Annotated in this window: 17 protein-coding genes and 1 pseudogene; 14 read left to right on the forward strand and 4 right to left on the reverse strand. The window is 64.5% G+C overall.

The window, feature by feature from the left end; genetic code table 11:
- The 6 genes and pseudogenes from VOM14_RS24670 to VOM14_RS24695 form a co-directional block, all read left to right on the forward strand.
- Nucleotides 1-437: pseudogene (locus tag VOM14_RS24670) on the forward strand (hypothetical protein); the annotation flags it as partial.
- Nucleotides 438-819: 382 nt separating this feature from the next.
- Entirely contained in the window at nucleotides 820-2,181 is a 1,362-nt protein-coding gene (gene bioA, locus VOM14_RS24675; protein ID WP_327631385.1) for an adenosylmethionine--8-amino-7-oxononanoate transaminase, read from the forward strand.
- The gene (gene bioF / locus VOM14_RS24680) at nucleotides 2,181-3,365 is read left to right on the forward strand and encodes an 8-amino-7-oxononanoate synthase (RefSeq protein ID WP_327631386.1); all 1,185 of its coding nucleotides are present in this window, start codon (nucleotides 2,181-2,183) and stop codon (nucleotides 3,363-3,365) included. Before bioA ends, bioF begins: the two co-directional genes overlap by 1 nt.
- Nucleotides 3,362-4,090, forward strand: coding sequence for a dethiobiotin synthase (gene bioD, locus VOM14_RS24685; RefSeq protein WP_327631387.1), 729 nt, complete (start codon nucleotides 3,362-3,364; stop codon nucleotides 4,088-4,090). Before bioF ends, bioD begins: the two co-directional genes overlap by 4 nt.
- Nucleotides 4,091-4,125: 35 nt before the next feature.
- Nucleotides 4,126-5,238, forward strand: coding sequence for a biotin synthase BioB (gene bioB, locus VOM14_RS24690; protein ID WP_327631388.1), 1,113 nt, complete (start codon nucleotides 4,126-4,128; stop codon nucleotides 5,236-5,238).
- A complete protein-coding gene (locus tag VOM14_RS24695) occupies nucleotides 5,210-5,368 on the forward strand; it encodes a hypothetical protein (protein ID WP_327631389.1) in 159 nt (52 codons plus the stop codon). The genes bioB and VOM14_RS24695 overlap by 29 nt, the downstream gene beginning before the upstream one ends.
- Before the next feature lie 14 nt (nucleotides 5,369-5,382).
- On the opposite strand, the gene VOM14_RS24700 is transcribed toward VOM14_RS24695, so the two are convergent.
- Complete coding sequence (locus VOM14_RS24700; RefSeq protein WP_327631390.1) at nucleotides 5,383-5,985, reverse strand: RBBP9/YdeN family alpha/beta hydrolase; 603 nt, start codon at nucleotides 5,983-5,985, stop codon at nucleotides 5,383-5,385.
- 270 nt (nucleotides 5,986-6,255) lie between these two features.
- Between VOM14_RS24700 and VOM14_RS24705 the strand changes: the two genes are divergently transcribed.
- The 6 genes from VOM14_RS24705 to VOM14_RS24730 all read left to right on the forward strand — a co-directional run bounded on the left by VOM14_RS24705 (nucleotide 6,256) and on the right by VOM14_RS24730 (nucleotide 10,377).
- Entirely contained in the window at nucleotides 6,256-7,197 is a 942-nt protein-coding gene (locus VOM14_RS24705; protein ID WP_327631391.1) for a 2-hydroxyacid dehydrogenase, read from the forward strand.
- A gap of 30 nt (nucleotides 7,198-7,227) precedes the next feature.
- Nucleotides 7,228-8,154: a hydroxymethylglutaryl-CoA lyase gene (locus VOM14_RS24710; protein ID WP_327631522.1), complete on the forward strand. Its 927-nt coding sequence runs from the start codon at nucleotides 7,228-7,230 to the stop codon at nucleotides 8,152-8,154.
- A 61-nt stretch (nucleotides 8,155-8,215) separates the two neighbouring features.
- Nucleotides 8,216-8,737 (forward strand): YbaK/EbsC family protein, encoded by a 522-nt coding sequence (locus VOM14_RS24715; protein WP_327631392.1) that lies wholly within the window; start codon nucleotides 8,216-8,218, stop codon nucleotides 8,735-8,737.
- 4 nt (nucleotides 8,738-8,741) lie between these two features.
- Complete coding sequence (locus VOM14_RS24720; RefSeq protein WP_442955580.1) at nucleotides 8,742-8,969, forward strand: DUF1289 domain-containing protein; 228 nt, start codon at nucleotides 8,742-8,744, stop codon at nucleotides 8,967-8,969.
- Nucleotides 8,966-9,439 carry a MaoC family dehydratase gene (locus VOM14_RS24725; protein ID WP_327631394.1) on the forward strand — a complete coding sequence of 158 codons (474 nt, stop codon included), beginning with the start codon at nucleotides 8,966-8,968 and terminating at the stop codon, nucleotides 9,437-9,439. The genes VOM14_RS24720 and VOM14_RS24725 overlap by 4 nt, the downstream gene beginning before the upstream one ends.
- Nucleotides 9,436-10,377, forward strand: a complete 942-nt coding sequence (locus VOM14_RS24730) for an MBL fold metallo-hydrolase (RefSeq protein ID WP_327631395.1) — start codon at nucleotides 9,436-9,438, stop codon at nucleotides 10,375-10,377. Before VOM14_RS24725 ends, VOM14_RS24730 begins: the two co-directional genes overlap by 4 nt.
- A gap of 321 nt (nucleotides 10,378-10,698) precedes the next feature.
- On the opposite strand, the gene VOM14_RS24735 is transcribed toward VOM14_RS24730, so the two are convergent.
- Nucleotides 10,699-11,598, reverse strand: a complete 900-nt coding sequence (locus tag VOM14_RS24735) for a DMT family transporter (protein ID WP_327631396.1) — start codon at nucleotides 11,596-11,598, stop codon at nucleotides 10,699-10,701.
- A gap of 114 nt (nucleotides 11,599-11,712) precedes the next feature.
- On the opposite strand from VOM14_RS24735, the gene VOM14_RS24740 reads away from it, so the two are divergent.
- Entirely contained in the window at nucleotides 11,713-12,183 is a 471-nt protein-coding gene (locus VOM14_RS24740) for an Lrp/AsnC family transcriptional regulator (protein WP_327631397.1), read from the forward strand.
- Between the two features lie 13 nt (nucleotides 12,184-12,196).
- Here VOM14_RS24740 and VOM14_RS24745 read toward each other — a convergent pair whose 3' ends face one another.
- Nucleotides 12,197-13,084 (reverse strand): alpha/beta fold hydrolase, encoded by an 888-nt coding sequence (locus VOM14_RS24745; protein WP_327631398.1) that lies wholly within the window; start codon nucleotides 13,082-13,084, stop codon nucleotides 12,197-12,199.
- A gap of 287 nt (nucleotides 13,085-13,371) precedes the next feature.
- Here VOM14_RS24745 and VOM14_RS24750 point away from each other — a divergent pair, with 287 nt between their 5' ends.
- Entirely contained in the window at nucleotides 13,372-14,331 is a 960-nt protein-coding gene (locus VOM14_RS24750; RefSeq protein ID WP_327631399.1) for an NAD(P)H-dependent flavin oxidoreductase, read from the forward strand.
- Nucleotides 14,332-14,375: 44 nt separating this feature from the next.
- Here VOM14_RS24750 and icmF read toward each other — a convergent pair whose 3' ends face one another.
- On the reverse strand, nucleotides 14,376-17,801 hold the full coding sequence (gene icmF / locus VOM14_RS24755; protein ID WP_327631400.1) for a fused isobutyryl-CoA mutase/GTPase IcmF: 3,426 nt from the start codon (nucleotides 17,799-17,801) through the stop codon (nucleotides 14,376-14,378).
- Nucleotides 17,802-17,894 lie beyond the last annotated feature (93 nt).

Raw genomic sequence — 17,894 nt, forward strand, 5'->3', positions numbered from 1 at the left:
AACGGTACGCCTACGATGCCGCCGACAATCTGATCGACGCGACCCGGGACGCCACCGCGAGCAAGGTTCTGAGCGATCTGCTGACCCGCTTTCGCGACACCGGCTACACCTACGACGGCTTCGACCAGCTCTGCCGCAAGACGCGGGACGGCATGGCGCAGGACTTCGTCTACGACGATGAAGGGCGCATGGTTCGCGCCTCGGGCCAGAGCAGAAGCGGCTTCCACAGCGCCCGCTACGCGTACGACGCGCTCGGCCGACGCACCGGCAAGACCACGAGCCGCACAGAGGAGCGCGTCGCGCGCCGACAGACGCCCCTCTATCATCACCATGCTCATGAAAACGGGCAGATGCACAGCATGTGCCGGCCACAACTACGATCCAATGTTCAGCTCAATTCCGCTCACGCAGAGTCAAAAGACGCCACCAACGCATAAAAAACACCGCAAACACCCAGCCACAACGCCCCACCCCCAAATTCAACCTTCCAGCCACCCCACCCACCAAACACCCCATTCCCCACCCACCACTGCCCAATACTTTCTCGTCGCCAACTCCCCTCATCCGCGCCCTTCGCTCAAGAACACGGCGCAGCTGTTCCGAACAGCCTCAAACCCCCGCCCCACAAGCAAACTGCGCTTCCAAACCTCTAGTGCAAAGCCGCAAATAAACCGCTAATCTCGACCCCGCACGCTAGCCTTCGCGCCGCGCGCAGCGCAAAAAGCGCCCCGCGCCGCACCCAAAAAATCCGACAAAAAAACAACCCGCAGCGGCAAGAAAGCGCAAGAAAGCGGCAAAAAAGCACCACCGGAGTACCCCTTGGAAAACTCAGCAACATCACCGACATCGACCGAAGACTGGATCGCCCGCAGCCTGCGCGCGGTCTGGCATCCCTGCACGCAGATGAAGCACCACGAGCGTCTGCCGCTCGTGCCCGTCGCGCGCGGTCAAGGCGCGTGGCTCTACGATCGCGCCGGTCATCGTTATCTGGATGCAATCAGTTCGTGGTGGGTCAACCTCTTTGGTCACGCGAACCCGCGCATCAACGCGGCGCTCAAGGAGCAACTCGATACGCTCGAGCACGCGATGCTCGCCGGCTGCACGCACGAACCCGCCATCGAACTCGCGGAACGCCTCGGCGCGCTCACGCACCACACGCTGGGTCACGCGTTCTTCGCTTCGGATGGCGCATCCGCCGTCGAAATCGCGCTGAAAATGAGCTTCCACTCATGGCGCAATCGGGGCTTCGCCGACAAGCAGGAATTCGTCTGCGTCGCCAACAGCTATCACGGCGAGACCATCGGCGCACTCGGCGTGACCGACGTCGCGCTGTTCAAGGACGCCTACGATCCGCTGATCCGCAACGCGCACGTCGTCGCATCGCCCGACGCGCGTCTCGCCCAGCCCGGCGAAACCGCCGCGGACGTCGCCCGTCGCGCGCTCGATCACGTGCGCTTGCTCTTCGAAGCACGCGGCACGAAAATCGCCGCGCTGATCGTCGAGCCGCTCGTGCAATGCGCGGCCGGCATGGCCATGCACGACGCGTCGTATATCGCAGGTTTGCGCGCGCTGTGCGATCAGCACGGCGTGCATCTGATCGCCGACGAAATCGCCGTCGGCTGCGGACGCACCGGCACATTCTTCGCGTGCGAACAGGCCGGCATCTGGCCGGATTTCCTGTGTCTGTCAAAAGGCATTAGCGGCGGCTATCTGCCGCTGTCCATCGTGCTCTCGCGCGATGAAATCTTCGACGCCTTTTATCACGACGACACCGCTCGCGGCTTCCTGCACTCGCATTCGTACACCGGCAATCCGCTCGCGTGCCGCGCGGCGCTCGCCACGCTCGAGCTGTTCGCGAGCGAGCGCGTCCTCGCGGTCAACGTCACGAAGTCAGCCGCGCTGAAGTCCGCACTCGCGCCGCTCGCGGAACACTCGAACGTGCGCAATCTGCGCCAATGCGGAACGATATTCGCCTTCGACGCAGTGATCGACAATGCTCAGCATGCCAAAGCATTTTCGCGCCGCTTCTTCGAAAACGCCTTGCAGCGGGAGTTGCTGTTGCGCCCCATTTCGACCACGGTGTATCTGATGCCTCCGTACATTCTCGACGACGAAGAACTCGCGTTGCTCGCCACGCGCACGCGCGAAACATTCGAAGCAACGCTCGCGGAGTTCCGCTGATGCATCTCCTCGACACACTCGCTCAAGGGCTGAAGGAAATCGACGAACGCGGCCTGCGCCGTCGCCGCCGCACGGCTGACACGCCATGCGCCGCGCACATGACGGTCGACGGCCGCGAGATCGTCGGCTTCGCGAGCAACGACTATCTCGGCCTCGCTGCGCATCCGCAACTGATCGCCGCCATCGTCGAAGGCGCGCAACGCTACGGCGCAGGCAGTGGCGGCTCGCATTTGCTCGGCGGCCACTCGCGAGCGCATGCGCAACTCGAAGAAGACCTCGCTGAATTTGCCGGCGGATTCGTCGACGCGCCGCGCGCGCTCTACTTCAGCACCGGCTACATGGCGAATCTCGCGACGCTCACAGCCCTCGCGGGACGCGGCACCACACTCTTCTCCGACGCGCTGAATCACGCATCGCTGATCGACGGCGCGCGTCTGTCGCGAGCCGACGTGCAGATCTATCCGCACTGCGACACGGATGCATTGAGCGCGATGCTCGACGCGTCGGACGCGGACGTGAAGGTAATCGTCTCCGACACGGTTTTCAGCATGGACGGCGACATCGCGCCGCTCGCGCGTCTCGCCGAACTCGCGGAACGGCACGGCGCATGGCTGATTCTCGACGACGCGCACGGCTTCGGCGTGCTCGGTCCGCAAGGGCGCGGCGCGATTGCCGAAGCCGCGTTGCGCTCGCCGAATCTGATTTCGATCGGCACGCTCGGCAAGGCGGCCGGCGTGTCGGGCGCGTTCGTCACGGCGCACGCCACGGTGATCGAATGGCTCGTGCAGCGCGCGCGTCCGTATATTTTCACCACGGCTTCCGTGCCCGCCGCCGCGCATGCGGTGTCGGCGAGTCTGCGCATTATCGGCGGCGAAGAAGGCGATGCGCGTCGCGCGCATCTTCGGCTGCTGATCGAACGCACGCGCGCCATGCTCAAGCGCACGCCATGGATGCCGGCCGATTCGCACACCGCCGTGCAGCCGCTCGTGATCGGCGCGAACGAAGCCACGCTCGACATCGCGGCGTCGCTCGATCGTGCCGGCTTATGGGTGCCCGCCATTCGTCCGCCGACCGTGCCCACCGGCACGTCGCGCTTGCGCATTTCGCTGTCCGCCGCGCATTCGCAAGCGGATCTCGACCGGCTCGAAGCGGGCCTGCAACAGGCAGGAGGAGAAGCCGCATGAGCACGCAAGACGCCGCACTCTCGCTCTTCGTCACGGGCACGGATACGGAAATCGGCAAGACCTTCGTTTCGTCGGCACTGTTGCGCGGTTTCGTTCGCGAAGGCCTGCAAGCGGCTGCGATGAAACCGATCGCGGCGGGCGCGTTCGAGCTGAACGGCGAACTGCATAACGAAGACGCCGATCAACTCGACGCCGCGTCGAGCGTCCTGCTGCCGCCCGCCATGCGCACGCCGTATCTGCTGAAGGAACCGGCCGCGCCGCATATCGCGGCCGCATTGGAAAATGTCACGTTCGACATCGACCACATCGTCGCTTGTCATCGGGAAGCACTGAACCGCGCGGATATCGTCGTGGTGGAAGGCGTGGGCGGCTTTCGCGTGCCGCTCACCGCCACGCAGGATACTGCCGATCTCGCCGTCGCGTTGAAGCTGCCGGTCGTGCTCGTGGTCGGTATGCGCCTCGGCTGCATCAGCCATGCGCTGCTGACCGCCGAAGCCATCGCCGCGCGCGGACTCACGCTCGCCGGCTGGGTCGCGAATCGCGTCGATCCGGACATGACGTTCCCCGACGAAAACATCGCGTCGATCCGCGCGCATCTCGCGCGCGAATACGACGCGCCTTTGCTCGGCGTCGTGCCGCATCTGAATCCGCTAGCGCCGGAACTCGCGGCCGCGCAACTCGACATCAACCGGCTTTTGCAGACGCTGCGCCACGCGCAGCGCTGAATCAACCATCACGTCCATTCATGAGGATCGACCACATGACGCAACTGAACATCGCTTCGTCGGCTGCCGACAGCGCCGCTGCCCGTAACACCAATAACGCCAATATCACCAACAACGCCGATACCAACGTCGCTGCACAAGGCAAGCCGGTCGCGCGCTGGCGCGTCGCCGATATCGTCGCGCTGTATGAACTGCCGTTCAACGACCTGATGTTCCGTGCGCAGCAAACGCATCGCGAGCATTTCGATGCGAACACCGTGCAACTGTCCACGCTGCTGTCGATCAAGACCGGCGGTTGCGAAGAGGATTGCGCGTACTGTCCGCAGTCGGTGCATCACGACACCGGTCTGCAAGCGGACAAGCTGATGCCCGTCGACGAAGTGCTCGCCGCCGCCCGGGTCGCGAAGGACAACGGCGCGACGCGCTTCTGCATGGGCGCCGCGTGGCGCAATCCGAAAGACCGCCACCTCGAACCGATCAAGGACATGATTCGCGGCGTGAAGGCGATGGGCCTCGAAACCTGCGTGACGCTCGGCATGCTGGAGACGCATCAGGCGCAACAACTGCGCGAAGCGGGCCTCGACTACTACAACCACAACCTCGACACGTCGCCGGAGTTCTACGGCCAGATCATTTCGACGCGCACGTATCAGGACCGTCTCGACACGCTCGAACGCGTACGCGACGCGGGCATCAACGTGTGCTGCGGCGGCATTGTCGGACTGGGCGAATCGCGTCGCGAGCGCGCGGGCCTCATCGCGCAACTGGCGAACATGGACCCGTATCCGGAATCGGTGCCCATCAACAATCTGGTGCAGGTGGAAGGCACGCCGCTGACCGGCACGGAATCGATCGATCCGTTCGAGTTCGTGCGGACCATCGCGATTGCGCGCATCACCATGCCGCGCGCGATGGTGCGCCTGTCGGCGGGCCGCGAGCAGATGGACGAAGCGTTGCAGGCCATGTGCTTCCTCGCGGGCGCGAACTCGATTTTCTACGGCGACCAGTTGCTCACCACGAGCAACCCGCAAGCGGAAGCGGACCGCAAGCTGCTCGAACGGCTCGGCATTCGCGCTGAAGCCGCGCAGCAGATGCCGGTCGAAAAGAGCGGCTGCGAACATGGCTGCGATCACGCCGCGCCGAACTGAGCGCAAGCAAAAAGGCAAACAAAGCGCAAACAAAGCGCGCCATAAAAAGCGCGCCATGAAAAAGGCCGCTTCGAAACCGAAGCGGCCTTTTACTTTTTTAAGCGCCGATATTATTTTCTGTCAACGATGAGTCGAATCCGCACGTCAAACCCACGCGTGCTGCGCGATCTCGAAGTCTTCGTCATGAAAGCGCAGCGGCGCCGCGCAGTGCACGAGCGTGTCGATGAAATACTTCGCTCGCGGCCATGGGCCAAATCCGGCTGCGGTATTGATATGCCCCGCGTCGCCGAGATTCACGAATGCGCTGCCGAAACGCTGCGCGAGTTCGCGCGAACCGGCGAGCGGCATCCACGGATCGGTTTCGCTGCCGATCAGAATGGACGGCACGCCGAGGCGCCGCGCTTCGAACGGTCCCGCGAATGCGAACTTGTGCGGGCTCGCGGGCGCGACGAACAGCACGCCGGCCACCTCGTTCGCATACGATGCCTGCTGCAACGCGTGCGCGGCCGCGAGGCAACCGAAGCTGTGCGCCGCCAGCACGAACGGCCCGCCTTCGCGCGCCAGCAACTCGCGCAGCGAGTTCGCCCAACGCGCGAGGTCGGGCGCGTCCCAGTCGGCCTGCTCGACGCGCAACGAGCGCGCGAACTGGCGCTCCAGCCACGTTTGCCAATGTGCGTCCTCGCTGCCGTGCAGGCCGGGAACCGTCACGAGCCGTGGCGGCCAGGGCGATCTGGTGCATGAAAGCATGTCTGTCCCTCGCGACGGGAAACCGGGTGACCATTGTCCCGCCGCACGTCGCGTGGGCGAACCAAGTTTTTGTGCTTTGCTTATGTGATCAAAGCGGCGGTTCATGTGCACGAACGCGCACGGTCGTGCGCAATCGCGCGAAATGGCTGGCGAAAAAGTAGAATGAAGCCTGCCCATAAAAGCCGGAGGCCTCATGTCGTCAGCGTCGTGCGCCGCGCCGCAGCTGCCCTGCCATGTTCGTCGGGCTCGCGCCTCGATTGGCGGGGCCGCATGAAAATCCTGTTCTACATGCCCGATACCGAGGCCGCCGCGTGGCTGCGCGAGTTTGCCCACGCGCTGCCCGAAGCCGAGCTGCGCGAATGGCAGCCGGGCGACACGCAATCCGCCGATTTCGCCGTGGTCTGGCGTCCGCCCCGCGAGATGCTGGCCGGCCGCGCCGATCTGCGCGCGATCTTCAATCTCGGCGCGGGCGTCGACGCGATTCTGGCACTCGAACGCGAGCAACCCGGCACATTGCCGCGCAACGCGCAATTGATCCGCCTCGAAGACACCGGCATGGCGCCGCAAATGGCCGAGTATGTGACGCACGCAGTGCTGCGCTATCTGCGTCGCTTCGACGAATATCAAACTTTGCAGCGCGAGCGCCGCTGGCAACCGCTCGATCCGCATCCGCGCGAAACATTCACGGTCGGCGTGCTGGGACTCGGCGTGCTCGGCGCGCACGTCGCGCAAACGCTCGCGGCATTCGGCCTGCCCGTGCGCGGTTATAGCCGTGGCGCGCGGCAGGTGGAAGGCGTCACCACCTTCGCCGGCGAAGCGCAGTTCGATGCGTTTCTCGACGGCGTGAAAGTGCTCGTGAACCTGCTGCCGCATACGCCGGATACCGCCAATGTGCTGAACGCCCGCACGCTGTCGAAGCTCGTGCGCGGCGCCTATCTGATCAACGTCGCGCGCGGCGCGCATCTCGTGGAAGCCGATCTGCTGGCCGCGCTCGCGAGCGGCCAGATCGCCGCGGCCACGCTCGACGTCTTTCGCGAGGAACCGTTGCCGCCGGATCATCCGTTCTGGCGGGAGCCGCGCATGACGATCACGCCGCACACGTCCGCGCTGACGCTGCGCGAAGAAAGCGTCGCGCAGGTCGCGCAAAAAATGCTCGCGCTCGAACGCGGTGAAGCCGTCGGCGGCGTGGTGAATATCGAGCGTGGCTACTGACTCGAACAATCGCATTGAAGGAGACACATGATGAATTTGCCCCAGCAAGTCAAAATCGTTGAAGTCGGTCCGCGTGACGGTTTGCAGAACGAGAAGGAATTCGTCGCCACGGCGGTCAAGGTCGAGTTGATCAACCGGCTCTCCGCGGCGGGTTTGCGCAACGTCGAAGCGGCGTCGTTCGTCTCGCCCAAATGGGTTCCGCAAATGGCCGACGGCGCCGACGTGATGACCGCCATCGAGCGCCGCCCCGGCACGATCTACTCGGTGCTCACGCCGAACCTGCGCGGCTTCGAAGGCGCCGTCGCCGCGCGCGCGGACGAGATCGTGATTTTCGGCGCCGCGAGCGAAGCGTTCTCGCAGAAGAACATCAATTGCAGCATCGCGGAAAGCATAGAGCGATTCGCGCCGGTCGCGCAGGCGGCCAGGCAACAGGGACTGCGCATTCGCGGCAGCGTGTCGTGCGCGCTCGGCTGTCCGTATCAAGGCGAGGTGCCGGTTGCGTCGGTAGTGGATGTGGTGCAGCGCTTCGCCGCGCTCGGCTGCGACGAGATCGACATTGCCGACACGATCGGCGTCGGCACGCCGAAGCGCACGCGCGAAGTGTTCGAAGCCGTGACCAACGTGTTTCCGCGCGAGCATCTGTCGGGCCACTTTCACGACACCTACGGCCAGGCGCTCGCGAACATTTACGCGGCGCTGCAGGAAGGCATCGAGATCTATCACGCGTCGGTGGCGGGGCTCGGCGGCTGTCCGTATGCGAAGGGCGCGACAGGCAATGTCGCGACCGAAGACGTGCTGTATCTGATGAACGGCCTCGGCATCGAGACCGGCGTCGATCTCGCGCAAGTCGTGGAGATCGGCAATTTCATTTCGACGGCCATCGGCAGGCCGAATGTCTCGCGCGCCGGCAAGGCGCTGCTCGCCAAAGCGCGCAGCGAAGCGGGCAATTGCGTGTGAGCTGCCGCCCGCGCATTCGCCGGATCGCACCCAGAATCGCATTCAACCAGGACGCTCAACAATGACGGACCCAGTTTCCCTCGAATCGGACGATCTCACCGCGCTGCCCGACTCCGCGCGCCGCGTCGCGCTATTGTTGCGCGAACGCGGTCACGCGGGGCGCATCGTGATGCTGCCGGAAACCGGCAAGACTTCCGCCGAAGCCGCCGCCGGACTCGGCTGCTCGGTCGCGCAGATTGCCAAGTCGATTCTGTTTCGCCGGCGTGAGGACGATGCGCCGGTGCTCGTTGTCGCGAGCGGCGCGAATCGCGTGGACGAAAAGAAGGTCGCAGCGCAGGTCGGAGAAATTGGCCGCGCGGACGCGAAGTTCGTGCGCGAGAAAACTGGCTATGCAATTGGCGGCGTGTGTCCGGTCGGACACGCGGTCGAACCGCTGACGCTGATCGATCAGGATCTGCTCGCGCTCGACAGCCTGTGGGCCGCCGCAGGTCATCCGCACGCGGTGTTCAATCTGACCGCGCAGGAGTTGATTGCGTTGACGGGCGCGCCGGTGGTCGATGTCGCGCAGCGCGAGACGGCCTGACGCGATGACAGCAGGAATGGATCGAGCCACGGAAGGCGGCGGCGTGCCGTCGCCGTGCATCAGCGTGTGCCGGATGGATGCTTCCACGGGATGGTGCGAAGGGTGCCTGCGCACCCTTGAGGAAATCGCGGGCTGGTCGCTCTACGACGACGACAGGAAGCGCGCCGTCTGGGACGCGCTGGAAACGCGTCACGCCGAGTGGATCGCCAGACACGCCAAGGTGCGGCGATGAACGCGCCGCCTCGTGTGGTCACCCTCGGCGAGACGTTCACTTCGACGATCACGTTTTCGGCGGACTCGGTGAAGTCGTTCGCCACGCTGGTCAACGACACCAACCCGCTGCATCACGACGAAGCGTATGCCGCGCAAAGCCGTTTCGGCGGACTCATCGCGTCCGGCACGCAGCCCACCGCGCATTTCATGGCGCTGCTCGCCGCGCATTTTTCCACCTATGCGCAGCCGCTCGGACTCGAGTTCGACATCAAGCTGAAGAAGGCCGTGCACGCCGGCGACAGGCTACTCTGCACCTGGCGCGTGCGCGACGCCCACTGGAAGGCGAGCCTGAACGGCGATCTGACGCATCTCGAAGGCTCGGTTGTGAATCAGCGAGGCGACGTTGCGGTGATCGGCACGTCGACCATTCTCGTGATGCCCAAGCCCGAGGCGGCCGTCAATGTCGATGCGAGCAGGAGCGCGCCATGACGGCGCTGCCCGAATCGATTCGTGTCTTCGAGCGCGGCTGGCTTTCGTCGAACAATGTGCTGCTGGTCGACGACCAAAGCGCGGCGATCGTCGATACCGGTTACGCGACGCATGCGACTCAAACGCTCGCGCTCGTGCGGCAAGCGCTCGGCGCAAGACCGCTCGATCTGATCGTGAACACGCATCTGCATTCGGACCATTGCGGCGGCAATGCGTTGTTGCAGTCGGCGTGGCCGTGCCGCACGCTGATTCCCGCATCGGAAGCCGCCGCCGTGCGCGACTGGGACGAAGCGCGTCTGACATTTCGCGCGACGGGCCAAACGTGCGAGCGCTTCGGCTTGACCGGCACGATAGCGCCGGGCGCGACGCTGCGCATGGGCGCGCTCGACTGGCAGGTGCTCGGCGCGCCCGGTCACGATCCGCATTCGCTGATGCTCTATTGCCCAGAGGAGCGCGTGCTGATCAGCGCGGACGCGTTGTGGGAAAACGGCTTCGGCGTGATATTTCCGGAGTTGGAAGACGAAAGCGGTTTCGCGGAAGAACAGGCGGTGCTGGAAGCCATCGCCGCACTCGACGTGCGCGTCGTGATTCCGGGCCATGGCGCGCCCTTCACGAACGTCGGACAGGCGCTGGAGCGGGCTTTTTCGCGCGTCGCGTGGCTGCGCGCCGACCCGAGCCGCAATGCAAAAAATGCGCTCAAGGTGCTGATTGTCTTCAAACTGCTCGAAGTTCGCGCGATGAACTTCGCCACGCTCCTGCACATGCTCGACGAAGCCACGGTGATGCGCGCGGCGGCGTCCATGCTCAAGCCGCGCGAAGCGTGGCCCGCGCTGCTGAAAGAGATTGTCGAGGAACTGGCCGCCGGGAACGGGCCGCTATCGGTGGAAGGCGAGGACGGCGCCCGGATCGTCGCGCGGGACGCGACACAGCGCGCCTGAGCGCCGCCACAAAAAGAAAGCCGCTCGACCTGGCAAGGCGAGCGGCGGAAATTCTGTCGGACGTGATCAGCGTCTATCTGAATAATACGCGCGCGTGATTTTTCACCGCATCGGTGATTTCCCTACAAATGCTTGACGGCGCCTTTTGACGCGGCTACGCGAGCTTGCCGCGCGGAAGGGGCCGGTCTTACCGCGCGTCAATGGGCAGAGACGCACAGACACACACGTGTATTCGTTTGCAATCCGTAGCAATGACGAGTTACGTGCGGCAAAACAACGCGGCCAAACCACGCGGCAAAACCATGCTGCAAAGCGCGGCGCTCATAGCGACGGCACACGCCGTTGCGGCACGATGCGCCAGCCGAGATTGACGCCGGCGGCGGCAAGCAGAATCAGCATTGCGCCCAGCACCTGAATCCACGCGAGCGTCTGCCCGAACGCGACCCGATCGACGATGATCGCCACCACCGGATAGATGAACGACAGCGCGCCGGTCATCGACGTGGGCAGCTTCTGGATCGCGCCGTACAACAACACGTACATGAGCCCGGTATTGACGACGCCCAGCACGGCCAGCTCCAGCCATTGCGCGCCGGTTGCGGGCAGCGCGTCGAAACGCACGAGCGGCGCGAGCATCACCACGCCGAGCAGAACCTGAATCAACGCGATCAGATGCGGCGGCGTGCCCTTCAATCGCTTCGTGATAATGGACGACACCGCATACATCGCCGCCGCGCCGACCGCATACGCGACACCGGTCAGATAGTGACCCGGCCTTGCCAGCACGGCCGGTTCGACCTTCACGACGAACATGAGCCCCACGAAAGCGACGAGCAGCCAGACAATCGTGGATGCGCTGATGCGCTCGCGAAACACCAGCGCGCCTAGCGCGACGAGCATGAAGGGCTGCGTGTTGTAGACCGCCGTGGCCATTGAGATGGAGGCGCGCGAATAGGCCGCGAACAGCAGCACCCAGTTGACGACAATCGCCGCGCCGCCGAGCAGCGCGAGCCCGAGCATTTTCCACGAAAACAGCTTGCGCCTGAAAAGACCCAACACCGCGCAGACGAGCGCGAGCGTCGCGCCGCCGAAAATGCAGCGGAAAAACACCACATTGAACGGGCTCTGCTGCGACGACACCACCAGCCAGCCGATGGTGCCCGACATCAGCATCGCCATGCTCATCTCCGCCGCGCCGCGCCGGATTTCGTTTGACGCCATGATCCGATCCTCGAATTGATTCCTGCATGGCAAGCAGTGTAAGCAATCCGGCGTCCCGAAAACATAACTAGAATGAAGCCTTACCGCGATTCAACCTCATTATCGAAGGCTGTAATGACGAAACGCCTTGCACCCTCAGCGCCCGCTTCGCTCGATGAAACCGACCGTGCGCTGCTCGCCGCGCTCGCCGAAGACGCGCGCCGCCCGGTCAGCGAACTGGCGCGTCTGGTCGAACTGTCCGCGCCGAGCACGGCCGAACGCATCCGAAGGCTCGAAGCGCAAGGCGTGATCGAGCGCTTCACCGTGCAGGTCGATCCGCGCGCGCTGGGCTTTACGCTCCAGGCGATTGTCCGCGTGAAGCCGTTGCCGGGGCAGTTGCATCTGGTGGAAGACGTGATCCGGCGAATTCCGGAGTTTGTCGAATGCGACAAGGTGACGGGCGACGATTGCTTCATCTGCCGCCTCTATCTGCATTCGATCGAGCAGCTCGACGAGATTCTGTCGAAAGTGACCGAGCGCGCCGAGACCAGCACGGCGATTGTCAAATCGACGCCCGTCGCGCGACGCTTGCCGCCGCTCGGCTGAACACGCGTAGCGCTTATTCGACGGCCTCGAAGAAATCCAGCATTTCGGCGACGAGTTCGTCCGGCGCTTCCTCGGGGATGTAGTGGCCGCAAGACAGCGAGCGGCCGCTCACGTCGCGCGCCACGCGACGCCATTCGGCGAGCGCGTCGAAGCACTTTTCGATCACGCCCTTGTCGCCCCACAACACGCGCAGCGGGCAAGCCAGCTTGTGCCCGCGCTCGATGTCCGCGCGATCGTGTTCCAGGTCGATACTCGCCGACGCGCGATAATCCTCGCACATTGCATGCACCGCGCCAGGCTGGGCGAGCGCCGAGCGATATGCGTCGAGCGCGGCCGGGTCGAACGGCGCAAGACCCGCGTGACGGCCGCCCATCACCGCATCGACGTAAGCGGCCGGGTTCGCGCCAATCAGCGTTTCCGGCAGCGGCTCGGGCTGGATCAGGAAGAACCAGTGGAAATAGTGCGTGGCGAACGCGCGGTCGGTGGCTTCGTACATGGCGAGCGTCGGCGCGATGTCGAGCAGCATCACACGCTCGACGGCGTCCGGATGATCGAGCGTCATGCGGTGCGCGACCCGCGCGCCGCGATCGTGCGCGCACACCAGAAAACGCTCGAAGCCGAAGTGGCGCATCACGGCGACCTGGTCGGCGGCCATGGTGCGCTTCGAATACGCCATGTGCGTGGCGTCGCCCGGCGGTTTGCCGGAAGCGCCGTAGCCTCGCAAATCCGTGGCGATGACGGTGAAGTGCTGCGCCAACTGCGCTGCGCAGCGCGCCCAGATCAGATGCGATTGCGGATGGCCGTGCAGCAGCAACAGCGGCGGCCCCGCGCCGCCCTTCACTCCGAAGATATCCACGTCGCCCACGGCAACGCGAAAGGGCGTGAAATTCTCGAAAGACATGGCAGCGTCTCGTGTCATTTGGAGTCAATGCATTGTAAGAGGCCAATGTGTCCAGACCAGGTGGGATAACCCACGCAAGCATAGAACCTGAACACTCCTTCCAACGGTTCTAAACGAACCGGCGAACCCGTGCGAGGCGCTTCGCCTATAATCGAACGATCGTTCTTAAACGTTCGAACGGCCCAGGCGGCTGCCCGCTTCCACGCGGCGCAAAGCGCATGCCGCTACACTCATCATTGACCGGGCGGCTTGCGCTGCACCGGTCTGTCAATCAGGAGACTCGCACTATGGCATTGCCCGCCGTTCTGCAAAATCTGGCGCTGCCCATCGTCGCCTCGCCGATGTTCATCGTCAGCTATCCCGAGCTTGTGCTGGCGCAATGCAAAGCCGGCATTGTCGGTTCGTTTCCCGCGCTGAATGCGCGGCCCGCCGAACTGCTCGACGAATGGCTCACGCAGATTCAGGCGCAGCTCGCCGAACACAAGGCGGCGAATCCCGCCGCGGTCATCGGGCCGATTGCCGTCAATCAGATCGTTCATCAGTCGAATACGCGGCTCGAACACGACGTGCGCGTGTGCGTCGAGCACAAGGTGCCGATCTTCATCACGAGCCTGCGCGCGCCAGCGCGCGAGATTGTCGACGCAGTGCACAGCTACGGCGGCATCGTGCTGCACGACGTGATCAATCTGCGTCACGCGCAAAAGGCGCTCGAAGCCGGCGTGGACGGCTTGATTCTCGTCGCGTCGGGCGCGGGCGGCCATGCCGGCACGACTTCGCCGTTCGCGCTGGTCGGCGAGGTGCGGCGCATTTTCGACGGCCCGATCGTATTGTCGGGCGCCATTGCGAATGGCGGCTCGATTCTCGCCGCGCAAGCCATGGGCGCGGATCTCGCGTACATGGGCACGCGCTTCATCGCGACCAAAGAGGCGCATGCGGTGGAGAGCTACAAGCAGGCCATCGTCAATTCGAGCGCGTCGGACATCATCTACACGAACCTCTTTACGGGCGTGCACGGCAATTACATTCGCGAGAGCATCGTCAACGCGGGCCTCGATCCGGACGCGCTGCCGGAATCCGACAAGACCAAGATGAACTTCGCCAGCGACAAGGCGAAGGCGTGGAAAGACATCTGGGGCGCGGGCCAGGCCGTCGGCCTGATGGACGACGTGCCAAGCGTGAGCGAACTGGTCAAGCGTCTCGCGAGGGAATACGACGACACGAAGGCGCGCCTCGGCATCGCGCGCTGAGGGCCGGCAACAGGCGAGCACGCGGCGGGCATAAGCTCGCCTTCCTACATATTCCGCCGATACTGCCCGCCCACTTCAAACAGCGCGTGCGTGATCTGTCCGAGCGAACACACGCGCACCACATCCATCAGCACGGCAAACACGTTCTGATCGTCGATCACCGCGCGTTGCAGCCGTTCGAGCGCGGCAGGCGCGGCCTCGCGATGCCGCGTCTGAAAATCGCGCAGACGGCTCAACTGGCTTTGTTTTTCTTCCTCGGTGGAACGGGCGAGCACGATGGGCGGCGGCGCTTCATGCGGATGCGCGCTCAGAAACGTGTTCACGCCGACAATCGGATACGAGCCGTCGTGCTTGCGATGCTCATACAACATCGACTCGTCCTGAATGCGTCCGCGCTGATAGCCGGTTTCCATCGCGCCGAGCACGCCGCCGCGCTCGGTGAGCCGGTCGAACTCGGCGAGCACCGCCTCTTCCACGAGATCGGTCAGTTCCTCGATCACGAAGCTGCCCTGATTCGGATTCTGGTTCTTCGCGAGTCCCCATTCGCGGTTGATGATCAACTGGATCGCCACCGCGCGACGCACGGATTCCTCGGTGGGCGTGGTGATCGCTTCGTCGAAAGCATTGGTGTGCAGCGAATTGCAGTTGTCGTAGATCGCGATCAGCGCTTGCAGCGTGGTGCGAATATCGTTGAAGTCGATCTCCTGCGCGTGCAGGCTGCGGCCCGAAGTCTGCACGTGATACTTCAGCTTCTGGCTGCGCTCGTTCGCGCCATAGCGCTCGCGCATCGCGATGGCCCAGATGCGCCGCGCCACGCGGCCGAGCACGGTGTACTCCGGGTCCATGCCGTTTGAAAAGAAGAACGACAGATTCGGCGCGAAGTCGTCGATGGACATGCCGCGCGCCAGATACGCCTCGACATAGGTGAAGCCGTTCGCGAGCGTATAGGCGAGTTGCGAGATCGGATTCGCGCCCGCTTCGGCGATGTGATAGCCCGAAATCGACACCGAATAGAAATTGCGCACGCCGTGTTCGACAAAGTACGCCTGAATGTCGCCCATTACTTTCAGGCTGAACTCGGTCGAAAAGATGCACGTATTCTGGCCCTGGTCTTCCTTCAGGATGTCGGCCTGCACGGTGCCGCGCACGTTTTCCAGGGCGAGGCGGCGCGTGGCGGCGCGTTCGTCTTCACTCAGCGCGCGGCCGAGTTGCCGCGCCTCGCGCGCAATCTGCTGATCGATGGCGACGTTGAAGAACATGGCGAGAATGGTGGGCGCGGGTCCGTTGATCGTCATCGACACGGATGTTTCGGGCGCGCACAAGTCGAAGCCGTCGTAAAGCGCGTGCATGTCGTCGAGCGTCGCGACGGAGACGCCCGAGTTGCCCACTTTGCCGTAAATATCGGGCCGCTCGTGCGGCTCTTCGCCGTAAAGCGTGACGGAATCGAACGCGGTCGACAGCCGTTTCGCCGGCATACCCTCGGACAGCAGTTTGAAACGCCGGTTGGTGCGCGACGGATCGCCTTCGCCCGCGAACATCCGCGTCGGGTCTTCGTTCTCGCGGCGAAACGGGAACACGCCCGCGGTGAACGGAAAATAGCCAGGCAGATTGTCGAGCATCAGCCAGCGCAGAATCTCGCCGTGATCGACGAATTTCGGCAGCGCGACCTTGCGCACCTCGGAGCCGGACAAGCTCGTAACCGTGAGCGCGGTGCGAATTTCGCGGTCGCGAATCCGCACGACATGTTCGTCGCCGGAATAGGCGGCCACGGTTTGCGGCCACGCGTCGAGCAATTTGCGCTCGCGTTCGCCGAGCGCCGCGGTGCGTTGCTCGATCAACGTGTCGAGTTGCGACGTGGGGGAAATCGCGGGGGACGTCGTGTGCGCGTCGGCGGCTTCCTTGTTTTCGGCGGCGCTCGCTTCGCTCAGCATGCGGCGCGCTTGCGCCAGTTGCCAGCGCTCGCGCGCGATTTGCGCCTGCGCGTCGGCCCGTTCGCGATAGCCGTGGATGGTCTGCGCGATCTCCGCCAGATAGCGCACGCGCGCGGGCGGCACGATCGCGTGGCGGCCGCTCGAAAAACGCACGTCGCCGGACACGGACAGACGGCCGCCGCCCGCGCGCAGGCCATGCTTGCCGAGCGCTTGCGCGAGATGCCGGTAGAGCGCGGTGACGCCGTCATCGTTAAAGCGCGAAGCGATCGTGCCGAGCACCGGCATCGTGTCGGGCGACTTGCCGAAGTCGCCGCGGTTGCGCTGCACCTGCTTCGCGACGTCGCGCAGTGCGTCGGCGGCGCCCTTGCGGTCGAACTTGTTGATCGCGACGAAGTCGGCGAAATCGAGCATGTCGATTTTCTCCAACTGGCTCGCGGCGCCGAACTCAGGCGTCATCACATAGAGCGACTCGTCGACGAACGGCACGATCGCCGCGTCGCCCTGACCGATGCCGGACGTTTCCACGACAATCAGATCGAAGCCCGCCGCCTTGCACACCATCAGCGCGTCGGGCAGCGCGTCGGAGATTTCGCTCGACGCGTCGCGCGTCGCCATCGAGCGCATATAGACGCGCGCGCCGCCACCCCAATCGCCGATCGCGTTCATGCGGATGCGGTCGCCGAGCAGCGCGCCGCCGGACTTGCGCCGCGAGGGGTCAATGGCGAGCACAGCGATGCTGAGCGCGTCGCCGTAGTCGAGCCGAAAGCGGCGGACCAGCTCGTCGGTCAGCGAGGATTTGCCCGCGCCGCCCGTGCCGGTGATGCCGAGCACGGGGACATCGGCGGCTTTGGACAGCGCGGCGAGTTGATCGCGTTCGCTTGACGCGACGCCGCCCGCCTCGAATGCGCTGATCAGCTGCGCTAGCCGGCGGAATGCGAGCGAGGTCGCGTCGGGCGAGTCCGCGCCGTGAATGCCGCTGTCGCGCGCGGCCAGCCGCTTGCCCGACAACCGTTGCGCCGTCAAACCGGCGATCCATTCGCCGGGCGCGTCATTTAATACTGCAGCACTCGCGCGCGCGGCCGACGCAGCGCGCTCGATCATGTCGTCGATCATGCCTTGCAGACCGAGCCGCTGGCCGTCGTGCGGCGAATAGATTTTCTCGACGCCGTATCGTTCCAGCCCGGCGATTTCTTCCGGGACGATCACGCCGCCGCCGCCGCCGAACACCTTGATGCGCTCGCCGCCGCGCGCTCGCAGCAAGTCGACCAGATAGCGGAAGTATTCGTTGTGGCCGCCCTGATAACTCGACACGGCGACGCCGTCGGCGTCTTCCTGCAGCGCGGCGGTCGCGACTTCATCGACGGAACGGTTGTGGCCCAGATGAATGACCTCGACGCCGCTTGCTTGCAGGATGCGCCGCATGATGTTGATCGACGCATCGTGGCCGTCGAACAGGGCTGCGGCGGTGACGAAACGCAGGCGCCGGCCGGCGCTCAGCTTGTGGCTGGCGGCGCGTTGCGGCGTGGACAGATCGGTCATGTCTCCCCCAGATCGGGACGCTGTTTGCGTGGATGGGTGCTGGAAACAGTATAGCGAAACGGGTCAGGGCGGCTTGGGCGTGGTTGGCGTGGT

Source organism: Paraburkholderia sp. MPAMCS5 (genome assembly GCF_036016995.1).
Lineage (GTDB): Bacteria > Pseudomonadota > Gammaproteobacteria > Burkholderiales > Burkholderiaceae > Paraburkholderia.